18 protein-coding genes are annotated in these 23,839 nt (G+C 41.1%); 7 read left to right on the top strand and 11 right to left on the bottom strand.

All coding sequences use genetic code 11. The features are described from left to right. Positions 1-248: 248 nt before the first annotated feature. The 3 genes from RMA94_RS11675 to RMA94_RS11665 all read right to left on the bottom strand — a co-directional run bounded on the left by RMA94_RS11675 (position 249) and on the right by RMA94_RS11665 (position 3,414). On the bottom strand, positions 249-920 hold the full coding sequence (locus RMA94_RS11675; RefSeq protein WP_311083015.1) for a class I SAM-dependent methyltransferase: 672 nt from the start codon (positions 918-920) through the stop codon (positions 249-251). Between the two features lie 71 nt (positions 921-991). Continuing rightward, on the bottom strand, positions 992-2,686 hold the full coding sequence (locus RMA94_RS11670; RefSeq protein WP_311083013.1) for an AMP-binding protein: 1,695 nt from the start codon (positions 2,684-2,686) through the stop codon (positions 992-994). Between the two features lie 110 nt (positions 2,687-2,796). Then, positions 2,797-3,414 (bottom strand): TetR/AcrR family transcriptional regulator, encoded by a 618-nt coding sequence (locus RMA94_RS11665; RefSeq protein ID WP_068528625.1) that lies wholly within the window; start codon positions 3,412-3,414, stop codon positions 2,797-2,799. A gap of 144 nt (positions 3,415-3,558) precedes the next feature. Here RMA94_RS11665 and RMA94_RS11660 point away from each other — a divergent pair, with 144 nt between their 5' ends. From RMA94_RS11660 to RMA94_RS11640, 5 genes are read left to right on the top strand one after another with little or no spacing between them, the layout of a single operon-like run. Then, positions 3,559-4,731, top strand: a complete 1,173-nt coding sequence (locus RMA94_RS11660; protein WP_311083010.1) for an isovaleryl-CoA dehydrogenase — start codon at positions 3,559-3,561, stop codon at positions 4,729-4,731. Between the two features lie 24 nt (positions 4,732-4,755). Next, positions 4,756-6,357 (top strand): carboxyl transferase domain-containing protein, encoded by a 1,602-nt coding sequence (locus RMA94_RS11655; protein ID WP_311083008.1) that lies wholly within the window; start codon positions 4,756-4,758, stop codon positions 6,355-6,357. Positions 6,358-6,366: 9 nt separating this feature from the next. Then, a complete protein-coding gene (locus tag RMA94_RS11650) occupies positions 6,367-7,170 on the top strand; it encodes an enoyl-CoA hydratase/isomerase family protein (protein WP_311083006.1) in 804 nt (267 codons plus the stop codon). A gap of 11 nt (positions 7,171-7,181) precedes the next feature. After that, positions 7,182-9,173: an acetyl/propionyl/methylcrotonyl-CoA carboxylase subunit alpha gene (locus RMA94_RS11645; protein ID WP_311083005.1), complete on the top strand. Its 1,992-nt coding sequence runs from the start codon at positions 7,182-7,184 to the stop codon at positions 9,171-9,173. After that, a complete protein-coding gene (locus RMA94_RS11640) occupies positions 9,170-10,072 on the top strand; it encodes a hydroxymethylglutaryl-CoA lyase (RefSeq protein WP_311083003.1) in 903 nt (300 codons plus the stop codon). Before RMA94_RS11645 ends, RMA94_RS11640 begins: the two co-directional genes overlap by 4 nt. Before the next feature lie 243 nt (positions 10,073-10,315). Here RMA94_RS11640 and RMA94_RS11635 read toward each other — a convergent pair whose 3' ends face one another. After that, positions 10,316-11,257 (bottom strand): LysR family transcriptional regulator, encoded by a 942-nt coding sequence (locus RMA94_RS11635; RefSeq protein WP_002114430.1) that lies wholly within the window; start codon positions 11,255-11,257, stop codon positions 10,316-10,318. A 204-nt stretch (positions 11,258-11,461) separates the two neighbouring features. Here RMA94_RS11635 and RMA94_RS11630 point away from each other — a divergent pair, with 204 nt between their 5' ends. Continuing rightward, positions 11,462-14,944: an indolepyruvate ferredoxin oxidoreductase family protein gene (locus tag RMA94_RS11630; RefSeq protein WP_311083001.1), complete on the top strand. Its 3,483-nt coding sequence runs from the start codon at positions 11,462-11,464 to the stop codon at positions 14,942-14,944. A gap of 60 nt (positions 14,945-15,004) precedes the next feature. Here RMA94_RS11630 and RMA94_RS11625 read toward each other — a convergent pair whose 3' ends face one another. Together RMA94_RS11625 and RMA94_RS11620 are read right to left on the bottom strand one after the other, a co-directional pair. After that, positions 15,005-15,808 carry a thioesterase family protein gene (locus RMA94_RS11625; protein WP_213034056.1) on the bottom strand — a complete coding sequence of 268 codons (804 nt, stop codon included), beginning with the start codon at positions 15,806-15,808 and terminating at the stop codon, positions 15,005-15,007. Between the two features lie 196 nt (positions 15,809-16,004). Then, complete coding sequence (locus tag RMA94_RS11620) at positions 16,005-17,807, bottom strand: acyl-CoA dehydrogenase C-terminal domain-containing protein (protein ID WP_311083000.1); 1,803 nt, start codon at positions 17,805-17,807, stop codon at positions 16,005-16,007. A 306-nt stretch (positions 17,808-18,113) separates the two neighbouring features. Here RMA94_RS11620 and RMA94_RS11615 point away from each other — a divergent pair, with 306 nt between their 5' ends. Beyond that, a complete protein-coding gene (locus tag RMA94_RS11615; RefSeq protein ID WP_311084027.1) occupies positions 18,114-18,563 on the top strand; it encodes a PaaI family thioesterase in 450 nt (149 codons plus the stop codon). A 20-nt stretch (positions 18,564-18,583) separates the two neighbouring features. On the opposite strand, the gene RMA94_RS11610 is transcribed toward RMA94_RS11615, so the two are convergent. The 5 genes from RMA94_RS11610 to RMA94_RS11590 are packed head-to-tail and all read right to left on the bottom strand — an operon-like array spanning position 18,584 to position 23,827. Continuing rightward, positions 18,584-19,801, bottom strand: coding sequence for an MFS transporter (locus tag RMA94_RS11610; RefSeq protein ID WP_311082999.1), 1,218 nt, complete (start codon positions 19,799-19,801; stop codon positions 18,584-18,586). Positions 19,802-19,819: 18 nt separating this feature from the next. Then, entirely contained in the window at positions 19,820-21,136 is a 1,317-nt protein-coding gene (dcaP, locus tag RMA94_RS11605) for an outer membrane trimeric porin-like protein DcaP (protein ID WP_311082998.1), read from the bottom strand. A gap of 38 nt (positions 21,137-21,174) precedes the next feature. Next, entirely contained in the window at positions 21,175-21,828 is a 654-nt protein-coding gene (locus RMA94_RS11600) for a 3-oxoacid CoA-transferase subunit B (protein WP_068565376.1), read from the bottom strand. Beyond that, on the bottom strand, positions 21,828-22,496 hold the full coding sequence (locus RMA94_RS11595; RefSeq protein WP_000608704.1) for a 3-oxoacid CoA-transferase subunit A: 669 nt from the start codon (positions 22,494-22,496) through the stop codon (positions 21,828-21,830). The genes RMA94_RS11600 and RMA94_RS11595 overlap by 1 nt, the downstream gene beginning before the upstream one ends. 47 nt (positions 22,497-22,543) lie before the next feature. Continuing rightward, on the bottom strand, positions 22,544-23,827 hold the full coding sequence (locus RMA94_RS11590) for an MFS transporter (protein WP_311082997.1): 1,284 nt from the start codon (positions 23,825-23,827) through the stop codon (positions 22,544-22,546). Positions 23,828-23,839 lie beyond the last annotated feature (12 nt).

Here is a 23,839-nt window from a genome sequence, read left to right as displayed (position 1 = left end):
CGACTTAAAGATCTCGACATCCTTTTTGTTATGTACCTATCTAAAATAGGTGCTTAAAATTTGCCTTTCTTTCACAAGAAAGACTTTCGATCATATTTTTTAGACAAAACCTCCCTAAAGCGGTCTGAAAACCACTTTTAATTTGTTTTAAGTAAAGCTAAATCTTCTAATTTTTTTCAGTTTTTATATTCTCTTCCTCATTGAGAATATGCAGGTTTTATATCCGTATTAACGCTTTCCCAAATCCATTATTTTTTTGCAATAAACCCTTGATACGTCAAAATTTGCGTATAAGGATGCACACTTTCAAAACCAGTTTTTTCTAAAAGTTTTATATATCCTTCAGTGGTTAGGCTAAAAAAGTCTTGCGCCATACGCTCTAACATTTTTTGACATTGTTCTTCTGTTAAGCCTTGTGCCAAACATAAATAACGTAAAGCTTGAAGATGCTGTGGATTTACACACGTCATTAAATCGTAGGTCAGCAAAATCGCTTTTTCTTTTAAGCGATCATAAATATTCTTAAAAAAAACAGGTTTTATGTCATCTGCAATAAAATGAGCCACGAGAATAGAAAGTGCAGCATCAAAGCAATTCTCAAGAGGTAAAACAGACGTTTCACCGTGAACAAAGGTGACTTGAGAAGATTTATCTAAAAGTTCAACCTGTTCCTGAGCTTTTTGCAGCATAGTCAAAGATGGATCAACTGCTGTAAATTTCCAGTTTGGATGACGTTTAAGTAAATATTCGAGTTCATACCCCGTCCCACATCCCACAATTAGGATATGAGCATTAGGCGGCAACACTGATTGCAAAATGGCATCCACCTGTTGATGGATCACTTCATAACCCGGAATTAATTTACGAATATGTTCGTCATATCCTTCGACTACCTTTGGGCTATTAAAGTCTTTTGCCATTTTGCTTATCCTCTATTTAAGCTGCCTTTCAACTTATAGTTTGCTGCACTTTGACCAAACTTTTAACCTCTTTAGTCAAAGACATTTCCAGTTAAGTTAAGTTCAGCTCGCATAATTTCCTGCAATTTAAACTTCTGCGCTTTGCCTGAAGCTGTCATTGGAAACTCATTAAAGAATCGGACATAGCGCGGCACTTTATTATGAGAAATATGCTCTTTGCAGAATTGGCGAATGCTGTCTTCATCAATTTGATGATGCTCATGCAAAATAATACAAGCACAGAGTTCTTCGCCATATCTGGCGTCTGGTAAGCCAATGACTTGGACATCACTTACATCGGGATGAGTGTATAAGAAGTCTTCAATTTCTTTTGGAAAGAGATTTTCCCCACCACGAATCACCACATCTTTAATACGGCCTTTAATTTTAATAAAACCGTCTTGATCCATTTCGGCAATATCACCTGTATGCATCCAACCCGCAGCATCAATGACCTCTTTGGTCTTTTCTTCTTCACCCCAATAGCCAGCCATCACTGAATAACCGCGAACGCATAGCTCACCCAAAGTCCCTTGCGGAACAATCTGCCCTTCTAAATCGACAATTTTAATTTCAACATGCGGATGAACATGTCCAACTGTGCTTACTCGCTTATCAATCGAATCATTTACCGAACTTTGTACACTCACTGGCGAGGTTTCAGTCATACCATAACAAATCGTGATTTCAGACATGTGCATGCGGTCTATAACACGCTGCATAATTTCTCTTGGACAAGGACTACCTGCCATAATGCCTGTTCTTAAGCTCGACAGATCAAACTCACTAAACTGTTCATGCTCTAAGGTGGCAATAAACATGGTTGGTACGCCATACGCTGCTGTACAACGCTCTTGATGAATCGCTTTTAAAGTTTCTAAAGGATTAAATACAGCCGATGGATAGACCATGGTTGACCCATGTGTAACGCAGGCTAAATTCCCCATGACCATGCCAAAGCAATGAAACAACGGTACAGAAATACAGACTTTATCTTCCGCGGTTAAACGAATGCCTTCCCCCACGAAATAACCGTTATTTAAAATATTATGGTGGGTCAACATGGTCCCTTTAGGGTTACCTGTTGTACCTGATGTAAATTGAATATTAATAGTTTCATCAAACTGAAGCTGCTTGGTTAATAGTTTTAATTGTTCTAGCTGTTCAGAAGTTGGTGTAGTGACTAAATCACTAAAGCGATGAATACCCGTATGTTGCTGGTCATCAATTTTAATGACAAATTTTAAATGTGGTAAACGTTCTGAACTGAGCACTTTGTCAGTACAGGTGGTTAACTCAGGGGCAATTTTTGTGAGTAATTCTTGGTAATCAGTCGTTTTGAATTGAGAAGCAATAATCAATCCTTTGCATGAGACTTTATTCAACACATATTCAAGTTCATGGCTTTTATAAGCTGTATTAAGATTGACTAAAATAATCCCTGCTTTAAAAGCTGCAAATTGGGTTACCGTCCATTCCACACAATTAGGCGACCAGATCGCTAATCGATCACCTTTTTTTAATCCCAATTTTAAAAGGCTACAAGCAAAAGCATTTACTTCATCTTGTAAAGCTTTATAGGTTAATCGTCTGTTTTGATGAAAACTAACGATTGCTTCCTTTTCAGCATATTGCCGACAAGCCTGATCAAATTGTTCACCAATGGTCATACCCAATAAGGGCTGTGTGCTTGGTCCCGAGGCGTAGCTTAACCGTTCTTGTTGCATTGAATCATTCTCCTTGATTCTTCTAATTCTCTTCTTACCTGATCTAATTGTTGTTACTGCAACTATTTTTCTAAACCGCCTTTTTTGTGTTGTTTTATCCTTTATATGCTCTATTTCCTCTGCACAGCATCTACACAAAAATCAGCAATCTGTTTTGAAAAATAGTCTTTATGCGCATGATCAAACTTTGTATTTTGAGCTGGGTCTAGAGGTTCAACTACCACATAGGTCATGGCACCGACAACACAAAGTGCTGCTGTATTTAAATCATCCAAGACAAACTCACCACTTGCATTTCCATCCGCAAGTATTTTTTTAATACTTTGTTTAATCAATTGCTTTACGCGAAAACGCTCATGTTCAACCGTTGAATCGACGGGTTCAAACATGAGTGAATATGCAAGCTGAGGACTATTCAGTGCCCGTTTTACAAAGGTTGCCACAGCCTTGTGTAATTTCTGCTTTGCCGATAAATCACTTTCGGTAATCGAATCAATCACCAATAGTTCCGTATTAATGGCTTCGGACAAAACCTCAATCAGCACTTGGCTTTTATTATCAAAGTAGCGATAAACCAGACCACTTGATACGCCCGCTTGCTCTGCAATTGTTTGTATTTGCGCGTCTTTAAATCCTCCCTCTGAAATTATTTTTCTGGCTGAATTCAAAATCGATTTACGATTTTGCTCCATCCGCTCTTGCATTAAAGATGATCGTTTATAGCTCATAATTTATTCTCTAACAAATAAAATGAATTGTAAATCATTTTATGAATCTGTATTCACTTTTTCAAAAAATCATTGTATGGTAATTATCAAATACCCACAAAATATTTTATGGACAACAAATATAACCAATAGGATGAAAATATCATGAACCTACGCAGCTTGAATTTCGGTCTAGATGAAACTTTAATTGCGCTTCAAGATTCGGTAGCCGCTTTTTGTGCAAAAGAAATTGCACCAATTGCCCAAAAAGTTGATCAAGACAACAAATTCCCTGCACATCTCTGGAAAAAATTCGGAGATATGGGCCTTTTAGGCATGACAGTTTCTGAAGAATATGGCGGCGCTAATATGGGTTATTTAGCTCATATTATTGCCATGCAAGAAATTTCTCGTGCTTCGGCAGCAATTGGTCTTTCTTATGGTGCTCATTCTAATTTATGTGTAAACCAAATTAACCGTAACGGTAACGAGCAGCAAAAACAAAAGTATTTACCAAAATTGATTTCCGGTGAATATGTGGGTGCCCTTGCGATGTCTGAACCGAATGCGGGTTCTGATGTCGTCAGCATGAAATTACGTGCTGAACAAAAAGGTGATCACTTCGTTTTAAATGGTTCAAAAATGTGGATCACTAACGGCGGTGATGCAGATGTACTCGTGGTTTACGCTAAAACTGATCCGCAAGCTGGCGCGAAAGGTATGACTGCTTTTTTAATTGAAAAAGGCATGAAAGGCTTTAGTCACGGCAACCATTTAGACAAACTCGGTATGCGTGGCTCTAACACTTACCCGCTGTTCTTTGACAATGTAGAAGTACCTGCTGAAAACGTACTCGGCGGTGTCGGTAACGGTACAAAAGTACTCATGAGTGGTTTGGACTATGAACGTGCAGTCTTAAGTGCTGGCCCTTTAGGCATTATGGATGCCTGTCTGGATGTAGTAATTCCATACTTGCATCAACGTGAACAGTTTGGCCAAGCTTTAGGTGAATTCCAGCTTATGCAAGGCAAACTTGCCGATATGTATTCAACTTGGTTGGCATGTAAAGCTCTCGTTTATGCTGTTGGTGCTGCCTGCGATAAAGCTGACCATGACCGCAGTCTACGTAAAGATGCTGCAAGTGCCATTTTATATTCGGCCGAAAAAGCAACATGGATGGCTGGAGAAGCAATTCAAAGTTTAGGTGGCAACGGTTATATCAATGAATTCCCTGCTGGCCGTTTATGGCGCGATGCAAAACTTTATGAAATTGGTGCCGGAACTTCTGAAATTCGCCGCATGCTGATTGGCCGCGAACTTTTCAATGAAACCAAATAATAATTATAAATAAGGACACATCTTATGAACCAATTACAAAGCAAGATTAATGTTCGAAGTGAAGACTTCAAAACAAACCAGCAAGCCATGCAAACATTGGTCACAGATCTAAAACAAGTTGCCCAGCGTATTGCTTTAGGCGGCGGTGAAAATGCCCGTCAAAAACATTTGGCTCGAGGTAAACTTTTACCCCGTGAACGTATTGATCAACTGATTGATGTCGGTACGGCATTTTTAGAAATTGGTCAGTTGGCAGCGTACAACGTTTATGAAGATGATGTTCCTGCCGCAGGTGTGATTGCAGGTGTTGGTCAAGTCAATGGCATCACTTGCATGATCGTTGCCAACGATGCAACGGTTAAAGGCGGAACGTATTATCCCCTTACAGTTAAAAAGCATCTACGTGCACAAGAAATTGCTGAACAAAATCACTTGCCTTGTATTTATTTGGTGGACTCAGGCGGTGCCTATTTACCAATGCAAGATGAGGTTTTCCCAGACCGCGATCACTTCGGGCGTATTTTCTACAATCAAGCACGTATGTCGAGCCTAGGGATTGCCCAAATTGCTGTGGTGATGGGGAGCTGTACCGCAGGTGGTGCATATGTGCCTGCTATGTCTGATGAAACCATTATTGTACGTAATCAAGGTACGATTTTCTTAGGCGGCCCTCCTCTGGTAAAAGCTGCAACTGGCGAAGTCGTAAGCAGTGAAGATTTAGGTGGTGGTGATGTTCACACACGTCTTTCAGGTGTGGCTGACCATTTAGCCGAAAATGATGAACATGCAATTGCGATTGCGCGAAACATTGTCGCTAACTTAAATAAGAAGCCAAACGAGTTAAATAAACAAGTTGATGAACCATTGTTTGATGCGTCTGAACTCTATGGTGTGGTGCCAAGTGATGTGCGTAAGCCTTTTGATGTGCGTGAAGTCATTGCACGTATTGTAGACGGCTCGCGTTTTGATGAATTCAAAGCACGCTTTGGCTCAACCCTCATTACTGGTTTCGCTTCACTCTACGGTATGCCAGTCGGCATTATTGCCAATAACGGTATTTTATTTTCCGAGTCTGCACAAAAAGGTGCGCATTTTATTGAGCTATGTACTCAGCGCAATATTCCATTGTTATTCCTACAAAACATTACGGGCTTTATGGTTGGTCGCCAGTATGAAAATGAAGGGATTGCAAAAAACGGTGCGAAACTGGTGATGGCTGTTGCAACCGCAAATGTACCAAAACTCACCCTAATTATTGGTGGTTCCTTTGGTGCAGGTAACTATGGGATGTGTGGCCGCGCTTATTCACCACGCTTTTTATGGACTTGGCCGAACTCTCGTATTTCAGTGATGGGCGGCGAACAAGCCGCAAGTGTACTTTCGACTTTAAAACGTGATCAGATTGAGCAAAAAGGTGCCGAGTGGTCAGCGCAACAAGAAGATGAGTTTAAACAGCCAATTCGTGAACAATATGAACGTCAAGGTCATCCGTACTATGCTTCTGCCCGCCTTTGGGATGACGGCGTAATTGACCCAGCGCAAACTCGTCAGGTACTTGGTTTAAGTTTGGCTGCGGCCATGAACGCCCCAATCCAGCCAACCAAATTTGGCGTGTTCCGCATGTAAGAGGTGTATATGAGCTATCAATTTTTACAACTCGAACAACAAGGTCAGGTTGCCTATATTTGGCTGAACCGCCCTGAATTACATAATGCATTCAATACTACAGTCATTGAAGAGTTGCATGCTTGCTTTAAGCAAATTAATACACGTGATGATATTCGTGTTGTGGTTCTAGCTGGTCGCGGTAAAAGCTTTTCGGCAGGTGCCGACCTCAACTGGATGAAACAGGCAGGTCAGGCATCTTCAGCAGAAAATGAAGCAGATGCATTAAAACTTGCCCAAATGTTAGATGCACTTGCAACACTTAAACAACCGACTATTGCCCGCGTGCATGGGATTGCCTTTGGTGGTGGTATGGGTTTAGCGTCAGCATGTGATATTTGCATTGCCAGCACTGATGCCAAGTTTGCAACATCTGAGGTTCGTTTAGGACTTGCTCCATCTACCATTAGTCCCTATGTAATTCGTGCGATTGGTGCAAGACAAGCCTCTCGTTACTTCTTAACTGCCGAGCGAATTTCAGCACGTGAAGCCAAACACATTGGTTTGGCACACGAAGTTGCAGATGCTGAAGACTTAGATAAAAAAGTTCAAGAAATTATTGATGCTCTATTACTCGGTGGCCCGCACGCTCAAGCGGCTTCAAAACAACTCATTCAAATGGTGAGCAACCAGACCATGAGTAATGACTTGCTGCAACAGACAGCACATCATATTGCTCAAGTTCGTCAAGGCAGTGAGGCAAAAGAAGGTCTGAGTGCTTTTTTAAATAAGCAACAGCCTGCTTGGATTTCTAACTCGAATAACAACAATTAAGGACGATCATCATGTTTGAAAAGATTTTAATTGCGAACCGTGGCGAGATTGCCTGCCGCGTAATTCGTACAGCTAAAAAATTAGGGATAGCAACGGTTGCCGTTTACTCAGATGCAGACGCAAATGCACAACACGTCAAACTTGCAGATGAAGCGGTTTATATTGGTCAGTCCCCTGCAACACAAAGCTATTTACAGGTTGACCGTATTATACAAGCGGCGATTGATACAGGCAGTCAAGCGGTTCATCCGGGTTACGGCTTCCTTTCTGAAAATGACCAGTTTGCACTCGCTTGCCAACAACACAACATTTGCTTTATTGGGCCACCAGTGGATGCAATTTTAGCGATGGGCTTAAAAGCGACCTCGAAAGCTTTAATGGAAAAAGCAGGTGTTCCTTTAACACCGGGTTATCACGGAACCAACCAAGATGCTGACTTTTTAAAACAGCAGGCAGACCGAATTGGCTATCCTGTTTTAATTAAAGCTAGTGCTGGCGGCGGTGGTAAAGGCATGAGTCTGGTTGAACGCAGTGAAGATTTTCTGCATGCCTTAGCCTCTTGTAAACGTGAAGCTAAATCGAGCTTTGGTAATGATGACGTCTTAATTGAGCGTTATGTGATTCAACCGCGCCATATTGAAGTGCAAGTGTTTGGCGATACACATGGCAACTACGTACATTTGTTTGAACGCGATTGTTCGGTACAACGCCGTCACCAAAAAGTGTTAGAAGAAGCCCCAGCTCCACAGATGCCAAGCGAAAAGTTAGATGCAATGCGCCAAGCGGCAATTGATGCTGCACGTGCCGTAAATTATGTTGGTGCAGGTACGGTTGAGTTTATTGTGGAACAAGACGGTACGGCGTATTTCATGGAAATGAATACCCGTCTGCAAGTCGAGCACCCTGTTACCGAAATGATTACAGGTGAAGACTTGGTTGAATGGCAACTTCGTGTGGCTTATGGCGAACCTTTGCCTAAACTACAAAACGAATTGCAGATTCACGGCCATGCGCTCGAAGCACGTATTTACGCCGAAGAACCAGAAAAAGGCTTTTTACCTGCCATTGGTAAAATTGACTATCTACACTATCCAACTCAAAATCAATATGTGCGTGTAGACAGCGGTATTGTGGAAGGCGATGAAATCACGACCTATTACGACCCAATGATTGCCAAACTCATTGTATGGGGTAAAAACCGTGAAGCTGCACTTATTCAAATGCAAAATGCTTTAAGCCAATTCCATGTGGATGGCTTAGGCAACAACATTGCCTTTCTTGAAAAAATTGTTCGTAGCGAATCGTTTAAACAAGCCAAGCTCGATACCAACCTGATTCAACGTGAACAAAACTTCTTGTTTAGTCCTGAAGAAATTAAACCGGAACTGGTGGTAGTAGCGGCATTTATTGAGTTTTTAAGCCAACTTAATAACAACAGCTCAAGCCAAAAACAGCTTTGGCAAGCTCAGCCGCTTTGGCGTTTAAATATTGCCTATCAGCACAGCATTAAACTGAACTATTTAAATCAAAATATTCAAATCAAATTTGCCTCAAATGAACATGGCTTCACCGCAGAATATAACGGTCAAAGCTACCCAATTTCAGGTCAATTGATTGATGCACATACTGCCTCTGTTCAAAGTGATGGGACTCAGCAAAAGCTATCATTTAACCAAAGTCAGCAAGGCATTACCTTGTTCCAAAATGGGCAAAGCTATAAATTTGCTTACATCCGTCAAGACTTTAATCAAGCAGATAGCCAAGCCGATGAAGGTCATTTAAAAGCACCAATGCCGGGTGTAGTCACGCAAGTACTGGTGAGCGCAAATCATAGCGTGAAAAAAGACGATATTTTAATGACGCTTGAAGCCATGAAAATGGAATATACCATTCGTGCGCCTAAAGACGGCTTGATTGTAGACTCCTATTTCCAAGTTGGTGATCAGGTCAAAGCTGGCGATGAGCTTGTGGAATTTCAGCCTGCTCAGGAGGAAGTTGCATGAGTGAGTTTGTCAAAATCGTGGAGGTCGGTCCCAGAGATGGCCTCCAAAATGAAAAGCAGGCTTTAACCGTCGAACAACGCTTAAACTTCATTAACGACCTGATTGATGCAGGTCTAAAATCGATTGAAGTCGGTTCATGCGTTTCGGCAAAATGGGTACCTCAAATGGCTCAAAGTGATGAGCTATTTAAGCTGTTATCCCAAACAAGCGATGTTCAATTTAGTCTACTCACCCCAAATATCAAAGGTTTTGAAACAGCTCAAGCGGTAGGATGCAAAGAGGTTGCGGTGTTTACCGCAGCTTCTGAAAGCTTTACTCGTAAAAATATCAACTGCTCAATCGACGAGAGCTTTGAGAAATTTAGCGATGTCATGGCTGCTGCAAAAACCCATAACATTCGTGTACGCGGTTATGTCTCTTGTATTGTCGATTGCCCTTATGAAGGTGCAATTGCTCCTGAGCAAGTGGTGAGAGTTGTTAAACGACTCTATGACATGGGCTGCTATGAAGTGTCTTTAGGTGAAACCATTGGCACAGCAACTCCTGATCGTGTTCAAAAGGTTTGGCAAGCCTGCCTTGCTGAACTCGACAGCAAGGTTTTGGCTGGGCATTTCCACAACACCTATGGCATGGCGATTGCCAATATTTATCAGTCTTTACAGCAAGGCATTCGTGTTTTTGACTCGTCCCTTGCAGGACTCGGTGGTTGCCCTTATGCCAAAGGAGCTTCAGGTAATGTATCGACCGAAGATCTGTTTTATTTGCTTTCACACATGGGCTTTGAAACTGGCATTGACTTAGAGAAACTGATGCAAGCCAGTCAAAATATTAGCAATGTATTAAACCGAAAAAGCTTGTCGAATTATGCAAATACTTATTGGCAAACCAAGTGTGCGTAGTCATAAATTAAAGTAGGTCAGCATCTGGTATAAGGCAAAGTACCAGATCATGCTATCTCATCTTTATCTCATTTCATTTCATTCAGGAATTGGGACTAATTCCCTCATGCTATTTTTTAAAATTTATCATTTATCTGTGTATTAAATGCCTCTCTCAACAGAAGCATTCTTTACCCTATTTTTATTCTAAATTCGTATTATTCTTCATCCTTTTCTAGCTTAATCCTTAAAAAATTTATCTCATTATTTATAAAAATAAGATGCATCCATTTCAATTCTTGGGGAAATATATTCTTCCACCCAATCCAGCCATGCACGTGTTTTGGCATCAATAAAATGGCGTGAAGGCAACAATGTATAAACTCCGATATCGGGCGAACGCCACTCTGGCAAGATATGACATAATCTTCCATTTTGAACCGCATCTAAAGCTGAAAACATCGGCAATAATGCGATGCCCATATCCTGTTGCACCACATCTAATAATAACTCAGGGTTATCTGCAATGAGTTGTCCGCCAATGTCGATTTGGTAAGACTCACCACTTGTATTTAATAAGTGCCAATCTGGTGTAATAGACGGGTTTACCAAGCGTAAACAGGCATGATCTTTTAAGTCTTCTGGAGACTTCGGCATACCATGTTTTTCGAGATAAGCAGGTGAAGCACATAAAACAGAAAAAATAGTGCCAATTCTGCGTGCGACAAAACGAGAGTCTGTTAATGATTCAGTCAGATACAGACTGACATCGACCCCTTTTGCCAACAAGTCTGGAACGTATTGTGAGGTCGTATATTCCACAGTTAATTCGGGATAATGCTTACAAAATTCGGCCATCACTGGAAAAACATAATGATGCCCAAAGCTTCCCATGCTTAATACACGTAAACGCCCTTTGGGTTTAGATGCCGTCCCTGTTACTTCTGACTCCGCTTCATCCACCATTGAAATAACTTGGCGACAGCGCTCTGCGTAAGTCGCACCAATATCGGTCAGTGCCTGCTGGCGCGTTGAGCGTTGTATTAATTTTGTACCTAAGCGTGTTTCTAGCTCGCTGATAAGACGTGAAACCTGTGCTGTGGTCAGATCCATCTGCTCAGCTGCTGCTGTGAAACTCCCGCTATCAATCACTTTCAGGAATGCATGCATTGCATGCAATAGTCCACCATCGAGATTTTTGCGCATAACGTAAATATGTTTTCCTAAATTACGGATTGTTGCACCAGTTTAGTTCAACCACAATGACTAAATGTACATACATTGGCACTAATTCTTTTTAAGAAGAGGAACCGATCTTTTTTTATTTCGTATGTCACTTGCTCCAAATATTCAACTGGATGTTGAAAAAAGAAAGTAGTCCGAGCTACTAAAAATTCTAAGGAGATATAAATGAATATAGCTACAAAAGTCACTCCAAATATTATTGCAACAAAGGATGTGTCACTTGAAGATAAATATGTAAGTGATAACGGTACAGCATATATGACCGGCATTCAGGCACTTGTTCGGTTGCCTCTTGCCCAAACTCGCCGTGACGCGATGAATGGTTATCATACTGCTGGTTTTATTTCTGGTTATCGCGGTTCTCCTGTTGGTAACTATGATAGTTTCCTTTGGCAAGTTCAAGGATTACTTAAATCCCATAATGTTGTATTTCAACCTGGCGTAAATGAAGACTTGGCTGCTACCGCTATTTGGGGTACCCAACAAGTTAATCTTTCAGGCCAAGGCAAATATGATGGAGTGTCTTCATGGTGGTATGGTAAAGGCCCGGGTGTTGACCGTTCAGGCGATGTACTCCGCCATGCTAATTTAGCTGGTACCTCTGAACGTGGTGGTGTTGTTGCTTTATTTGGTGATGACCACTCATGTAAATCTTCTACAATTCCTCACCAGTCTGAACATGTCATGATTGGTTGTGGTATTCCAATTTTCTATCCAACATCCGTTCAACAAATTTTAGACTTTGGTGTTCATGCCATTGCCGTTTCACGTTTTTCTGGCGTTTGGTCTTCAATGAAGTTGGTCAGTGAAATTGTAGAGACTTCTGCGTCAGTTCATGTCGACCTAGACCGTGTTACTCCGGTTATACCTGAAGATGTCAATTTCCCAGAGGGTGGCGTTAACATTCGTTGGCCCGATCATGGTATCCAACAAGAAGAACGCCTTTATAAGTATCGCTTACCTGCTGTTTTGGCCTATGCCCGTGCCAATAAAATCAATACTGTTACATGGCCTTGTGAAAATGCCCGTATTGGTATTGCTGCAAGTGGTAAAGGTTATTTAGATACCATTGAAGCCCTACGTATTTTAGGGATTGAAGATGAAACTGCCCAACAGCTTGGGCTACGTGTTTATCAAGTTGGTCTGATTTGGCCTTTAGAACCACAAGGTGTTCGTGAGTTTGCCGAAGGTTTACAAGAACTGATCGTTATTGAAGAAAAACGTCCAATTATTGAAACACAAATTAAAGATGAGCTGTACTCACTACCTGATGGCAAACGCCCACATGTGATTGGTAAAGCAACCGATGGCAAAGGTGAATGGAGTACCTCTATTGAAGAAGCACCACTCATTGGTCACTATGAGTATCAGCCTGAACCTATTGCAAAAATGCTGGCTGCTCGCTTCTTAAAACTCGATATTCCAGAAAGCTTAAAAACACAAATCCAAAGCAGAATCGACTTACTGCTAAAAGCAGAGCAAGAATCAAAACGTGTTATTGATCTTGCTGAACGTAAACCTTATTTCTGTAGTGGTTGCCCTCATAACTCTTCAACAGTCGTTCCTGAAGGTAGCCGTGCATTAGGCGGTATCGGTTGTCACTATATTGCAGTTTCACTTGACCGTGGTACCGAAACATTCTCGCAAATGGGCGGTGAAGGTGTAAGTTGGGTGGGTGCATCACCATTTACCAATGAAAAACATATTTTTGCCAACCTTGGTGACGGAACTTACTTCCACTCTGGTTACTTAGCAATCCGTCAGTCCATCGCTGCAAAAACTAATATTACCTATAAAATTCTCTATAACGATGCGGTCGCTATGACAGGTGGTCAACATGTAGATGGTCATTTGAGCGTTGCACAGTTAACTCGTCAGCTTGCTGCCGAAGGCATTAAAAAACAAGTTATTGTCACTGATGAAGTTAAACTATTAAATGAAGAAGACGGTATTGCACCGGGTGTCGAAATTCGCCACCGTAATGAACTCGACGCAGTTCAACGTGAGCTTCGTGAAATTACAGGTGTCACCGCTTTAATTTATGTACAAACCTGTGCCAGTGAAAAACGCCGTCGCCGTAAACGTGATGCCTACCCTGACCCAGCTGAGCGTTTATACATTAACAGTGATATTTGTGAAGGCTGTGGCGATTGTTCGAAAAAATCAAACTGTTTATCTATTGAGCCAGTAGAGACTGCTTTAGGTACTAAACGTCAAATTAACCAAAGTAGCTGTAATAAAGACTTCACTTGTGCTGAAGGGTTCTGCCCTAGTTTTGTGACTGTTCATACACGTGATATGAAACGCCCTGCTAAATTTGAAGGTATTGGTGCAGGCTGGCCAACATCACCAGTTATTCCTCAGTTATATGATGTTCCAAGTCGTATTATGGTCGGTGGTATTGGTGGTACAGGTGTTGTGACTATTGGTGCACTGCTTGGTATGGCGGCTCACCTAGAAGGTAAAGCCACACGTGTTATGGACATGGCAGGTCTTGCCCAAAAAGGTGGTACGGTTTATTCATACGTTCAACTTGCAGCAAGTGATGAGCAAATTTCTTCTACCAAAATTCCGGCAGGCCAATGTGAGTTATTGATTGGTGCAGATGCGGTAGTCGCTGGTGGTAGCGCTGCTCTTTCTCGCTTAAAAGATGATGCGTTGGTTATTGTGAATGAAGACAGTACTCCTACTTCTGAGTTTATTAAATCTCGTGACTGGTATGCACCTATTAGCGATTTAATTGATCGTCTTCGTGGTCGTGTTCGTCAAGGTCAACTGGTTTCTCTGCCAGCGGCTCGCATTGCAACACAGCTTCTAGGTGATTCAATCTATACCAACCAGTTATTACTCGGTATGGCATGGCAATCTGGTCGTATTCCATTACTGCGTGAAAGCATTGAAAAAGCAATTCGGTTAAATGGTACTGCTGTTGAAAAGAACCTCGAAGCTTTCCGCGTGGGTTGTCATCTTGCAAGTGACCCAACTTTAGCTGCACGCTTAGTTGCGGCAATGCCAAAAACCAAAACTCCGCATACTTTAGCTGAACTTGTTGAAGATCGTTCTGCTCGTTTAACAGACTACTGGAATGAAGCTTATGCAGCTAAATACCGCACACTTGTAGAACTGGCCGCTAAAAAACTACCAGAAGAGTTAACAGGTACGATTGCAACTCAGCTTTATAGAGTTATGGCTTATAAAGATGAATATGAAGTTGCACGTCTTTTAACTGGTAAGAGCTTCAAAGAATCGATTGAAACCCAATTCGGTAAAGGCTTACGTTTAACGTATCATCTTGCTCCGCCAGCGTTACTTGGTGGTCTGAAAAATGTCCGTAAACGTGCGTTTGGTTACTGGATGCGTTTCCCAATGATGATGCTTGCTCGCTTACAATGGCTTCGTGAAACTTTCCTTGACCCATTTGCACGTCAAGAAGAACGTCAACACGAACAAGCATGGCGTGATCGTTACATCGCATTTGTTGAAGCACTTGTTGAAGCACCAGACAATCATAACTTGGTAGTTGCTGAGCAAATTGCAAAATTACCAGCAGAAGTCCGCGGTTATGGTCATATCAAAATGAAAGCAATGGACGCTGCAAAACAACGTTGGGATGAACTTACACCAACACTGCTAAAAGTCCGTAACTAAAATTAAATCTCAAAATAAAAAAGTCATCCTTAGGGATGACTTTTTTATTGGCTCAAATATTTATTTAGTCATTTTACGTAACGTCAAAATCTGCTCGCTTCGTCCAAATGGGCCATACACATCATGTAAAACCGCACTGGTCAAACCAATGCCATCCGAACCATATTGCTGAACGGTTTCCAAACCTAGCCATTTCCCTTGCGGATAACGGTGCATGTGAATCTGTAAATCAAGATTTGGAAAACCCCAAGTAAATTCGCCTTCTTGTCTAGGCACAATCCCGTTTGCTGTATCTATCATGCCAATTAAATGTGCAAAATCTGTCGTCGGCTGTCCTTCCACGATTTCTTTATCATTATTGAGCCAAACAATGCCTTTGCCCGCGCGATGCTGATCATTAGTTTTAGTGACTAATGTCTGGATAAAACCACCCGGCCATCTTTTCATACCCGTCCATTCTGTAAAAGTATCTGGATGGTGAACTGGCTGATCTTCAAGCCCAGCAATATCGGAACTGTCTTGAGTACACATGCGCCATGCTCTAGCCACAATGCAGGTTTTACCTTGTGCTTGCATTTCAGCTTCAATCAGTTCAATGGTTTTACCAGCACGAATGACATGTGTCTTAATCGTAAACTCACCAAAAGCAATCAATCCAAAAATATCAAAACTAATTCGACCAATTCGCATATCTTGTCGTGGTGAAAATTGCTCTAGCTCTGCTGCGATGACACCACTTGCAGGCGCCATGTGCTGTTCATGAGGGTTCCAAGCCCCTTGTGCATGAACAGTTGAGCAATAATGAGCAATAACTTCGCCTTGAGGACCAATTGTTCTATTCAGTAATTGATAATAAGCATTCATGATTTTCTTTCCGTAGTCCTTATCCAACATCTATATTTGATGAAAATTCACGTTTTGATGCTTATGTTAACCCTCTATTTATTTGGCTCAACTGGTTTTTCCTACCAAAAACTCATGAGTCTAAAATTACAAATTTAATCACTAGGTAAAATTTCGCATGTTAATTTCACCCAGTGATTCTAGAACTTACCATTCACTAAAATGCAAAAGCATCTTGATCGAGCTCCATCACAGATTCTGCTCCAGACTCAATAGAAGCAGCATGGCTCTGTGTACGATGTAAAAGTTTTTGATAGAAAAACTTAGCTGTCGTTAACTTTGCTTTATAAAAAGCTTCTTCTTGTGTACCCGATTCTAATTTTTCATGGGCAACTTGTGCCATTCGAGCCCATAAATAAGCGAACACGACGTAACTGGAAAAATAAAGATAATCTACTGAAGCGGCCCCTATTTCTTCAGGGTTGTGCTTTGCTTTCTCTGCAATCGATTTGGTCAGTGACAGCCATTGCTGCTTAAGCTCAGCTAATTTTTCTAGATAAGGTTTCAAGACTTCATTGGATTGCTGTTGACCAATAAATTGATCAATTAAGTCGGTCATATTTTTTAGAAGTTTGCCTTCTGACTTGAGGACTTTACGTGCCAGTAGATCTAAAGACTGAATTTCGGTCGTTCCTTCATACAATGTTGAGATACGCGCATCACGTACAATTTGCTCCATACCATGCTCAACAATGAAGCCATGCCCACCAAATACTTGAACACCATGCTTTGCAGACTCATTGCCTGATTCTGTTAAAAAAGCTTTGGCAATTGGCGTTAAAAAAGCCAGTAATTCATCAGAGTGTTTTTGCTGTTCCTGATCATTTGAGCTTTCCACAATATCAACATGCTGAGCCAGAAAATAAGCCAGTGCACGGCCACCTTCAGAAAAAGCTTTTTGTGTCATTAGCATAGAGCGCACAGCGGGATGCACAATAATTGGGTCGGCATTTTTCTCAGGATATTGAGGACCAGATAGCGAACGCATGGCAAGGCGCTCTTTGGCGTAACTTAATGCGCCTTGAAATGAGATTTCAGAAGCAGCAAGCCCCTGTACTGCCGTTCCAATACGTGCGGTATTCATAAAGGTAAACATACAATTGAGCCCGCGATTTTCCGGACCAATCAAATAACCTTTGGCACCATCAAAATTAAGTACGCAGGTGGCATTGCCATGAATTCCCATTTTATGTTCAATCGCGCTACAAACGACTTTGTTACGGTCCAGCACCTGACCGTCGTCACTCACATTAAATTTTGGCACAATAAATAAAGAAATGCCTTTAGTCCCTGCAGGTGCCTGAGGCAAACGGGCTAAAACAATATGAATAATATTTTCGGAAAGATCGTGTTCACCCGCCGAGATAAAAATCTTTTCGCCTGTAATGGAGTAGCTACCATCCGGATTTGGTTCGGCTTTCGTTCTAATTAACCCAAGGTCCGAGCCCGCATGTGATTCGGTTAAACACATGGTTCCCGTCCAGACACCGCTAATGAGTTTAGTCAAATACTGCTTTTTTTGTTGCTCGGTGCCATGATGCTCAATTGTTCTCATCGCGCCATGAGACAAGCCCGGATACATTGCCCACGCCCAATTAGAACCACATAACATTTCAGAAATTGCAATCCGCAGCAATGTCGGTAAGCCTTGCCCACCATATTCCGGATCGGCCGTTAACGAGGTAAAACCTAGCTCAGCATATTTTTGGTAGGCTTCTTTAAAACCTTTCGGGGTTGTAACTACGCCTTTATTTAAATGACAGCCTTCCTGATCGCCATTTTGATTTATGGGCGCCAACTCATTTTCACAAAAATCTGCTGCCGCTTCTAAATATTGATCAATTAATTCTCGATTTACGCTTTCCTGATATTTGCTTAAACCTTGATAGTTCTGTTCTGTTTGAAGCATTTCATGCAGTACAAATTGCATATCGCGTAATGGAGCTTTGTATAAAGGCATAGTTTTTTTCCTTTCACCTCTCTGCCTATGTCATGGGCAGATATCGTTTTTCCTTAAAATGGACTTTTATTGTTTCAATCTCACCAAAATATCAAAAAATTTCTTATAGCAAAATATATTTTCATTAATTTAATAAAAATTATCGTAAATAAGAAATAGATATAAAACATAAACACTTGTTTTAAATATAAATATAGAATAAAAAGTAATTGGCACTCCTTAATCAGAATAAATTTTAATTTTGTATTGCAAAATTTTATTCCGTAAAAATTCAATTTATAGTATGGTGATTTAGATTGCTTAATTATCCAAGGACGATTCATGGAAAGCCCGAAATACACAGGTCTCGAGTTTTTAACCGCTTTAAAAAATGGTGAAATTTCTCCATCACCTATGGCTCACACCATACCGATGGAACTCGTTGAAGTATCCGAAGGTAAAGCAACTTATAAAGTTACCCCTCGCAAAGAACATAGAAATATTCAAGGCGGTGTACACGGCGGCTTTTGCGCCACAGCTTTAGATACAGCAACAGGCAGTGCAGCTCACACTTTACTTGAACATGGTGTCGGCTATGGAACCATTGATTTAAATGTAAAAATGATCCGCCCCATGCAGGTTGATACGTCTTACTATGCGACAGCCAAATTGATTAATGCGGGCCGTAATATTATTAGTACCGAAGGAAAAATCGTAGATGAGAACGGCAAAGTGTATGCTTTTGCCTCGGCAACCTTAATGATTATTCGCAAATAATAAAATATTGAAGCTCCTGTTTATGGAGCTTTTTCTTGCTTTGCAATTTTGTTCATTTCATAAAAATCTAAGCGGTCAATCACGAAACTTAATATTGCCATCGCTAAACCTAAAGCAGCACATGTTTCCCATCCCCAGTGTTTCCATGCATACACCGCAATAAAAGAACCCAAAGCGGCTCCACCAAAATATAAGGTCATATAAATTGAGTTAATACGAGAACGAGCCTCGGCCGAAATTCGATAGACCAGATTTTGGTTGAGTACATGAAATGCCGATAAACCAAAATACGCCATAACAACCCCTACAGCGTAGGCCACCAGAGACTGCTGCGCAAAAAATAGTGGTATCCATGCACTTATTAATAGGCCCATGCAAATCACTGCAATTTTATTCTCAAGTCCTGCCGCAATTTTCTTACCTGCCCAAGGAGTCGCAAATACACCTGCCAATCCAACAATCCCAAATAAACCAATCTGGAAATCGTTAAAGTGATAAGGCTCATTCGCCAAAATAAAAGTCATAGTGGTAAAAATCAGAGCTAAAATTCCAAAGCCAATTCCACCAGCAAAACCACGGCGTAATAAATGCGGCTGGTGAACAGCTAATGAAAATAGTGAACCATAAATCTGTAGAATATTGAGTTGGTGAGACTTACGCGCAACTGGCAACTTCACCCACATCACCCAAGCAAACACCAAAATGACAATTCCACTAATTAAATAAACCGCATGCCAAGACCAAACTGTAGAAAGTAAGCCTGCAATGGAACGCGCTAATAATATTCCTAAGAACAAACCACTCATGAGAGTGCCTACGACTTGAGGGCTTTTTTTCGGGCTGGCTAAACCTGCGGCGAAAGGAACCAAAACTTGAGTTGCAATCGAAAAGAATGTAGCTAAAAAGGTAAAGCCATATAAAACTGGCAAGGTTTGACTTAAGGATAACCCTACTTGTGCAAGCCCCGTACAACACATGAGCAAGCAAATATAACTGCGCTTTTCAAAAAAGTCGCCTAAGGGAACCAATATAAAAAGGCCAACTGCATATGACAGTTGGCTAATCACAATAGTTAAGGCGACTTGATCGGCATTGACTTTTAATGCTTCTGCAATGGAATAGATTAAGGGCTGGTTATAATAGTTTGAACCCGCACAAATTCCACATGTCATTGCCATGATAAAAATAAAGCTTTTTGACAGTATATTTTCTGCATTGGGCTCAACTATTTTTTCCATTTTTAACTACGTCCCATTTTAGAATTTATACATCGATACAAAGTTTAAGCGTGACACATCAGCGGTTCTGCCATCAAACACTTCTCGTTTGCCTTGATGATATTCCATACCAATATCCATTTGCTCAATTGGTGAATAGAAAACGTTAGCTGCATAGTCAGTTAGGCGTTTGTTGGCATCTGGGTTAAGTTTGGCATAAGCCGTGTCATCATCATAATCAAACATTGAAGCCGATAAGTTTGCACGCCATTGCTCATTAAATTTATATGAATAACCAATATTGATGCTATTCAACTTATTCATAACCAAATCTGTTTTGTCTTCGTTTAAAGAGAAATCACCCGCGGCATTTAAACTTGCTGAATTTGCCAACCCACTTTGGGTGGTGTACGGCATAAATTTTTGATCACCGACAATATATTGATAATTTGCTTGTACCGATTGTTGTGGCGTGAGTTGATATTTTAAGCCGCCTCCTGCCCCCCAGCTTACTTTCTTCACCGTGGCAGTTGCCACATCTGTAGACTTTTCATTAATAAAGCCTTGAGCAAGTGCCGTTAAAGGACCTTGTTTATAAGTATAGCGACCCGTTAAAGTCGGAAATGCCGAGACTCTCGAACCTGTATATTCCAAGGCTACTTTTAAATCATTATTGGCATCTATTTTCCAGTCATACCGGATTTGAGGAGTACGCGTATAGGAAGTTCCTACAAATTGCGTGTAATCCACAGATTCTGTACGTGTCTCCATGTTTGACATGAGTGACCATGTTTGACCAAAGGTCCAATCCTTATAAGTGAAAAATGCATGACGAATACGGAATTTACCATCTCCTGCGCCCATGTTAGAGCTATCAAAGAAATCAGCTTCAATATTTCCCGTCACAGCTTTATTTGGGCTATTAAAATAAACGCCCAATCGGCTTGCATTAATCATGGCATCGGAACGTGCATGGTTTGAACGTTTTTCACTTTCAAAAGGTGTTCGGTACAGACTACTGGTCGTTCTACCGCCCGAGTCTGGTGATGATTTAAAATCAACCGCTGCATCAATACGAGCGATACCGTAAACCTTAACATTATCCGTCCAAGTGACCCACGAAGGAGCAACAGGCTTTTCTGTTACCGTTGCTTTAGTTTTTTCGATGTTCTCTTCAATCTTTACCTGTTTGACCTGTAAATTATTTTGAGTTTGTTTCTGAGCAGCAAGTTCTGCTTTTAATTTTTGCAGCTCGGTTTCTAGCAAATTAATTCTTTGTTCTGTGGTATCTGAAGAATTTGCAAAAATAGTCCCTGAGGCCGCAGCGCAAGCTGCAGCTAAAATTAATTTTTTCATCTTTTAATCCTTAAAGAAGCATTTTTTCCGTGTGTAATTTAGGCTACACGTGCATCTATCAATTCACAGTCTGTGACAGCCTGTAATTCATCAAAAGTTAAGCCTTCGACTATTTCCGTCACATAAGCTTTTTGGTCTTTGAGTTCAATAATGCATAAATCTGTATAAATACGATCTACACACTGCTCACCCGTCATTGGATATGTAATTTCCTTTACAATTTTGGGCTCACCTTTTTTAGTGACATGCTCCATATAGACATAAATCGTTTTTGCGCCGACTGCCAAATCCATAGCACCGCCAACTGCGGGTACATCATCTGCTTTACCGGTATGCCAGTTTGCTAAGTCTCCATTTACCGCAACTTGGAATGCCCCAATTACGCAAATGTCCAGATGGCCGCCACGCATTATGTCAAATGAATCACCATGATGCATAAAACATCCACCATCTAATAAAGTGACAAGTTCTTTTCCGGCATTTACTAAGTCTTCATCTTCCTCACCTGGTTGTGGTGGTGGGCCAAAAGCCAAAACCCCATTTTCCGAATGTAAAAAGATTTCTTTGTCTTTTGGCAAAAATTTAGCAACGTTGGTCGGCAAGCCAATTCCTAAATTGACATATGAACCTTCCGGAATGTCATTAGCAATGAGCTTGGCAATATCTTCACGAGAACGTTTTTGAACTGACATTAGATATCTCCTACTTTTACAACGTGCTGAACAAAAATTCCCGGTGTAATAATGCACTCTGGGTCAAGCGTTCCTAGCTCTACGGTGTCATTCACTTGAACAATCGTGGTCTTGGCGGCTTTTGCCATGATCGGCCCAAAATTGCGGGCTGCTTTGCGGTAAGTTAAATTGCCCCAGCGGTCGGCTTTATCGGCATAAATCAGTGCAAAATCAGCTTCAAGTGGATATTCAAGCACATAATTTTTACCGTTAATGGTTCGGGTCTCTTTACCCTCGGCAACTTTGGTGCCATAACCAGTCGGCGTAAAAATAGCCCCTAAACCAGCCCCTGCGGCCTGAATCCGACAAGCCAAATTACCTTGTGGAACTAGTTCTAACTCAATTTTTCCCGCTCTATATAAATCTTGAAAAACGGTTGACCCAGCAGATTTCGGAAATGAACAAATCATTTTCTTTACACAGCCAGCAATAATGAGCTTGGTTAGGCCACGATCACCAGAAGCCGCATTGTTATTTACAACGGTGAGTTCTTTTTTTCCTAAATCGATTAAGGCTTCAATTAATTCAGCAGGTTGCCCAGTCACACCAAACCCGCCTGTCATGATGGTTGCCCCATCAGGAATAGCTTTTAAAATTGGTTCAATGTCACTGGTGATTTTATTTATCATCTCACTTGTCCCTTTTCATCCTTAATTTAAGGTGACAGATTGATCTGTCACTCTGCCTTTTGCGGGTTAAATAGTCGGTCTTTAATAAATAACAATGGGATTACACCGCAGATAAAATAAGCTGCAGCCATCACCAAAAGCCCTAAGCCAATAGAACCATTTTGCGATAGATAACCAATTGTTAATGGAGAGAAAATAGAAAGTACTTTGCCAATGTTATAAGCACCACCCACTGCCGAGCCTCGAATCGAAGTCGGGAAGCTTTCTGTCATATATGTGGCATTAATTGCGTATGGAATACCGTAAAGGAAACCGAAAAACAGCATCATCCATAAAATATTGGTTGGGGTATTTAAGTAGACAATGACAGGAATAAACAGTGCTGTACCAATGGTTCCAAAAGCAAATACAGCGCGTCGTCCTAATTTATCGGCAACGATTCCTGCGATCACTTTAGCAAACATCATAATCAGGAAAGTACCGACCATATACATGGCCATTTCTTTAAACTTGATGCCAAGATCAGACTCTAAATAAGCAGGTAACCAGTTACTCACGCCGTAATAGCCAAACTGCAATGCACCCGTACTAATAATCCAGAGAACAAACATGGTGCCATGTTTTTTATCTCTTAAAATCTCAAAATATGGATTTTGACGTTTTTTAGGTTGGTTACTTTGAGCAACTTCTAACGCTTTTAATTGACGCGCTTTTTTCCAAGACTCAGGTTCAGGTACACAAAAGTGCATTAAAACTGACAACACCACAGGCGCAATTGCAATCCAGTAAAGGAAACGCCAGCCATGTTCAGGAATAATATGTCCTGCTAATAAGGTCGCGAGTAAAGAACCCAGTGTATAACCAGTCATGAGAGTAGCCAAAACGGTCGAGCGATGTTTGGTTGGCACCATTTCAGACATTAAAATATTACAGGCAATATAAAGTGCGCCTAAGCCCATCGCTCCAAATGTTCTTAAAACTGCAAATTGCATATAAGAATCAGTAAAACCCAGCGCACTGGTTAAAACTGAAGAATAAGCAATAAAGAACACAATAATGCGAACTCGCCCAAAACGGTCACACGCCCAGCCACCAATCAGACCACCCACAGCGGAACCGAAAAGCGTTAAGCTGCCTAGCGTTCCAGCTTGTACACCCGTCAAATGAAATTCTGTTTTAAGACTGGTCAGGCTCAATGCCAAAAAACCTAAGTCTGCCCCATCACACAACAATGTTAAAAAAGCGAATATAAATGCAGTAATCCAAATCTTTTTTGGTGTTTGGATAGCTTCACTGCTAGCCGTATTTTGTGCAACTGTTTCTGTTGTCATGTCCATATCCTC

Origin of the sequence: Acinetobacter sp. V115_6 (assembly GCF_031799025.1) — a bacterium.
GTDB classification, from domain to species: domain Bacteria; phylum Pseudomonadota; class Gammaproteobacteria; order Pseudomonadales; family Moraxellaceae; genus Acinetobacter; species Acinetobacter pittii.
Note: the sequence above shows the minus strand (reverse complement) of the source record. Positions and strands in the feature narration are given on the sequence as shown.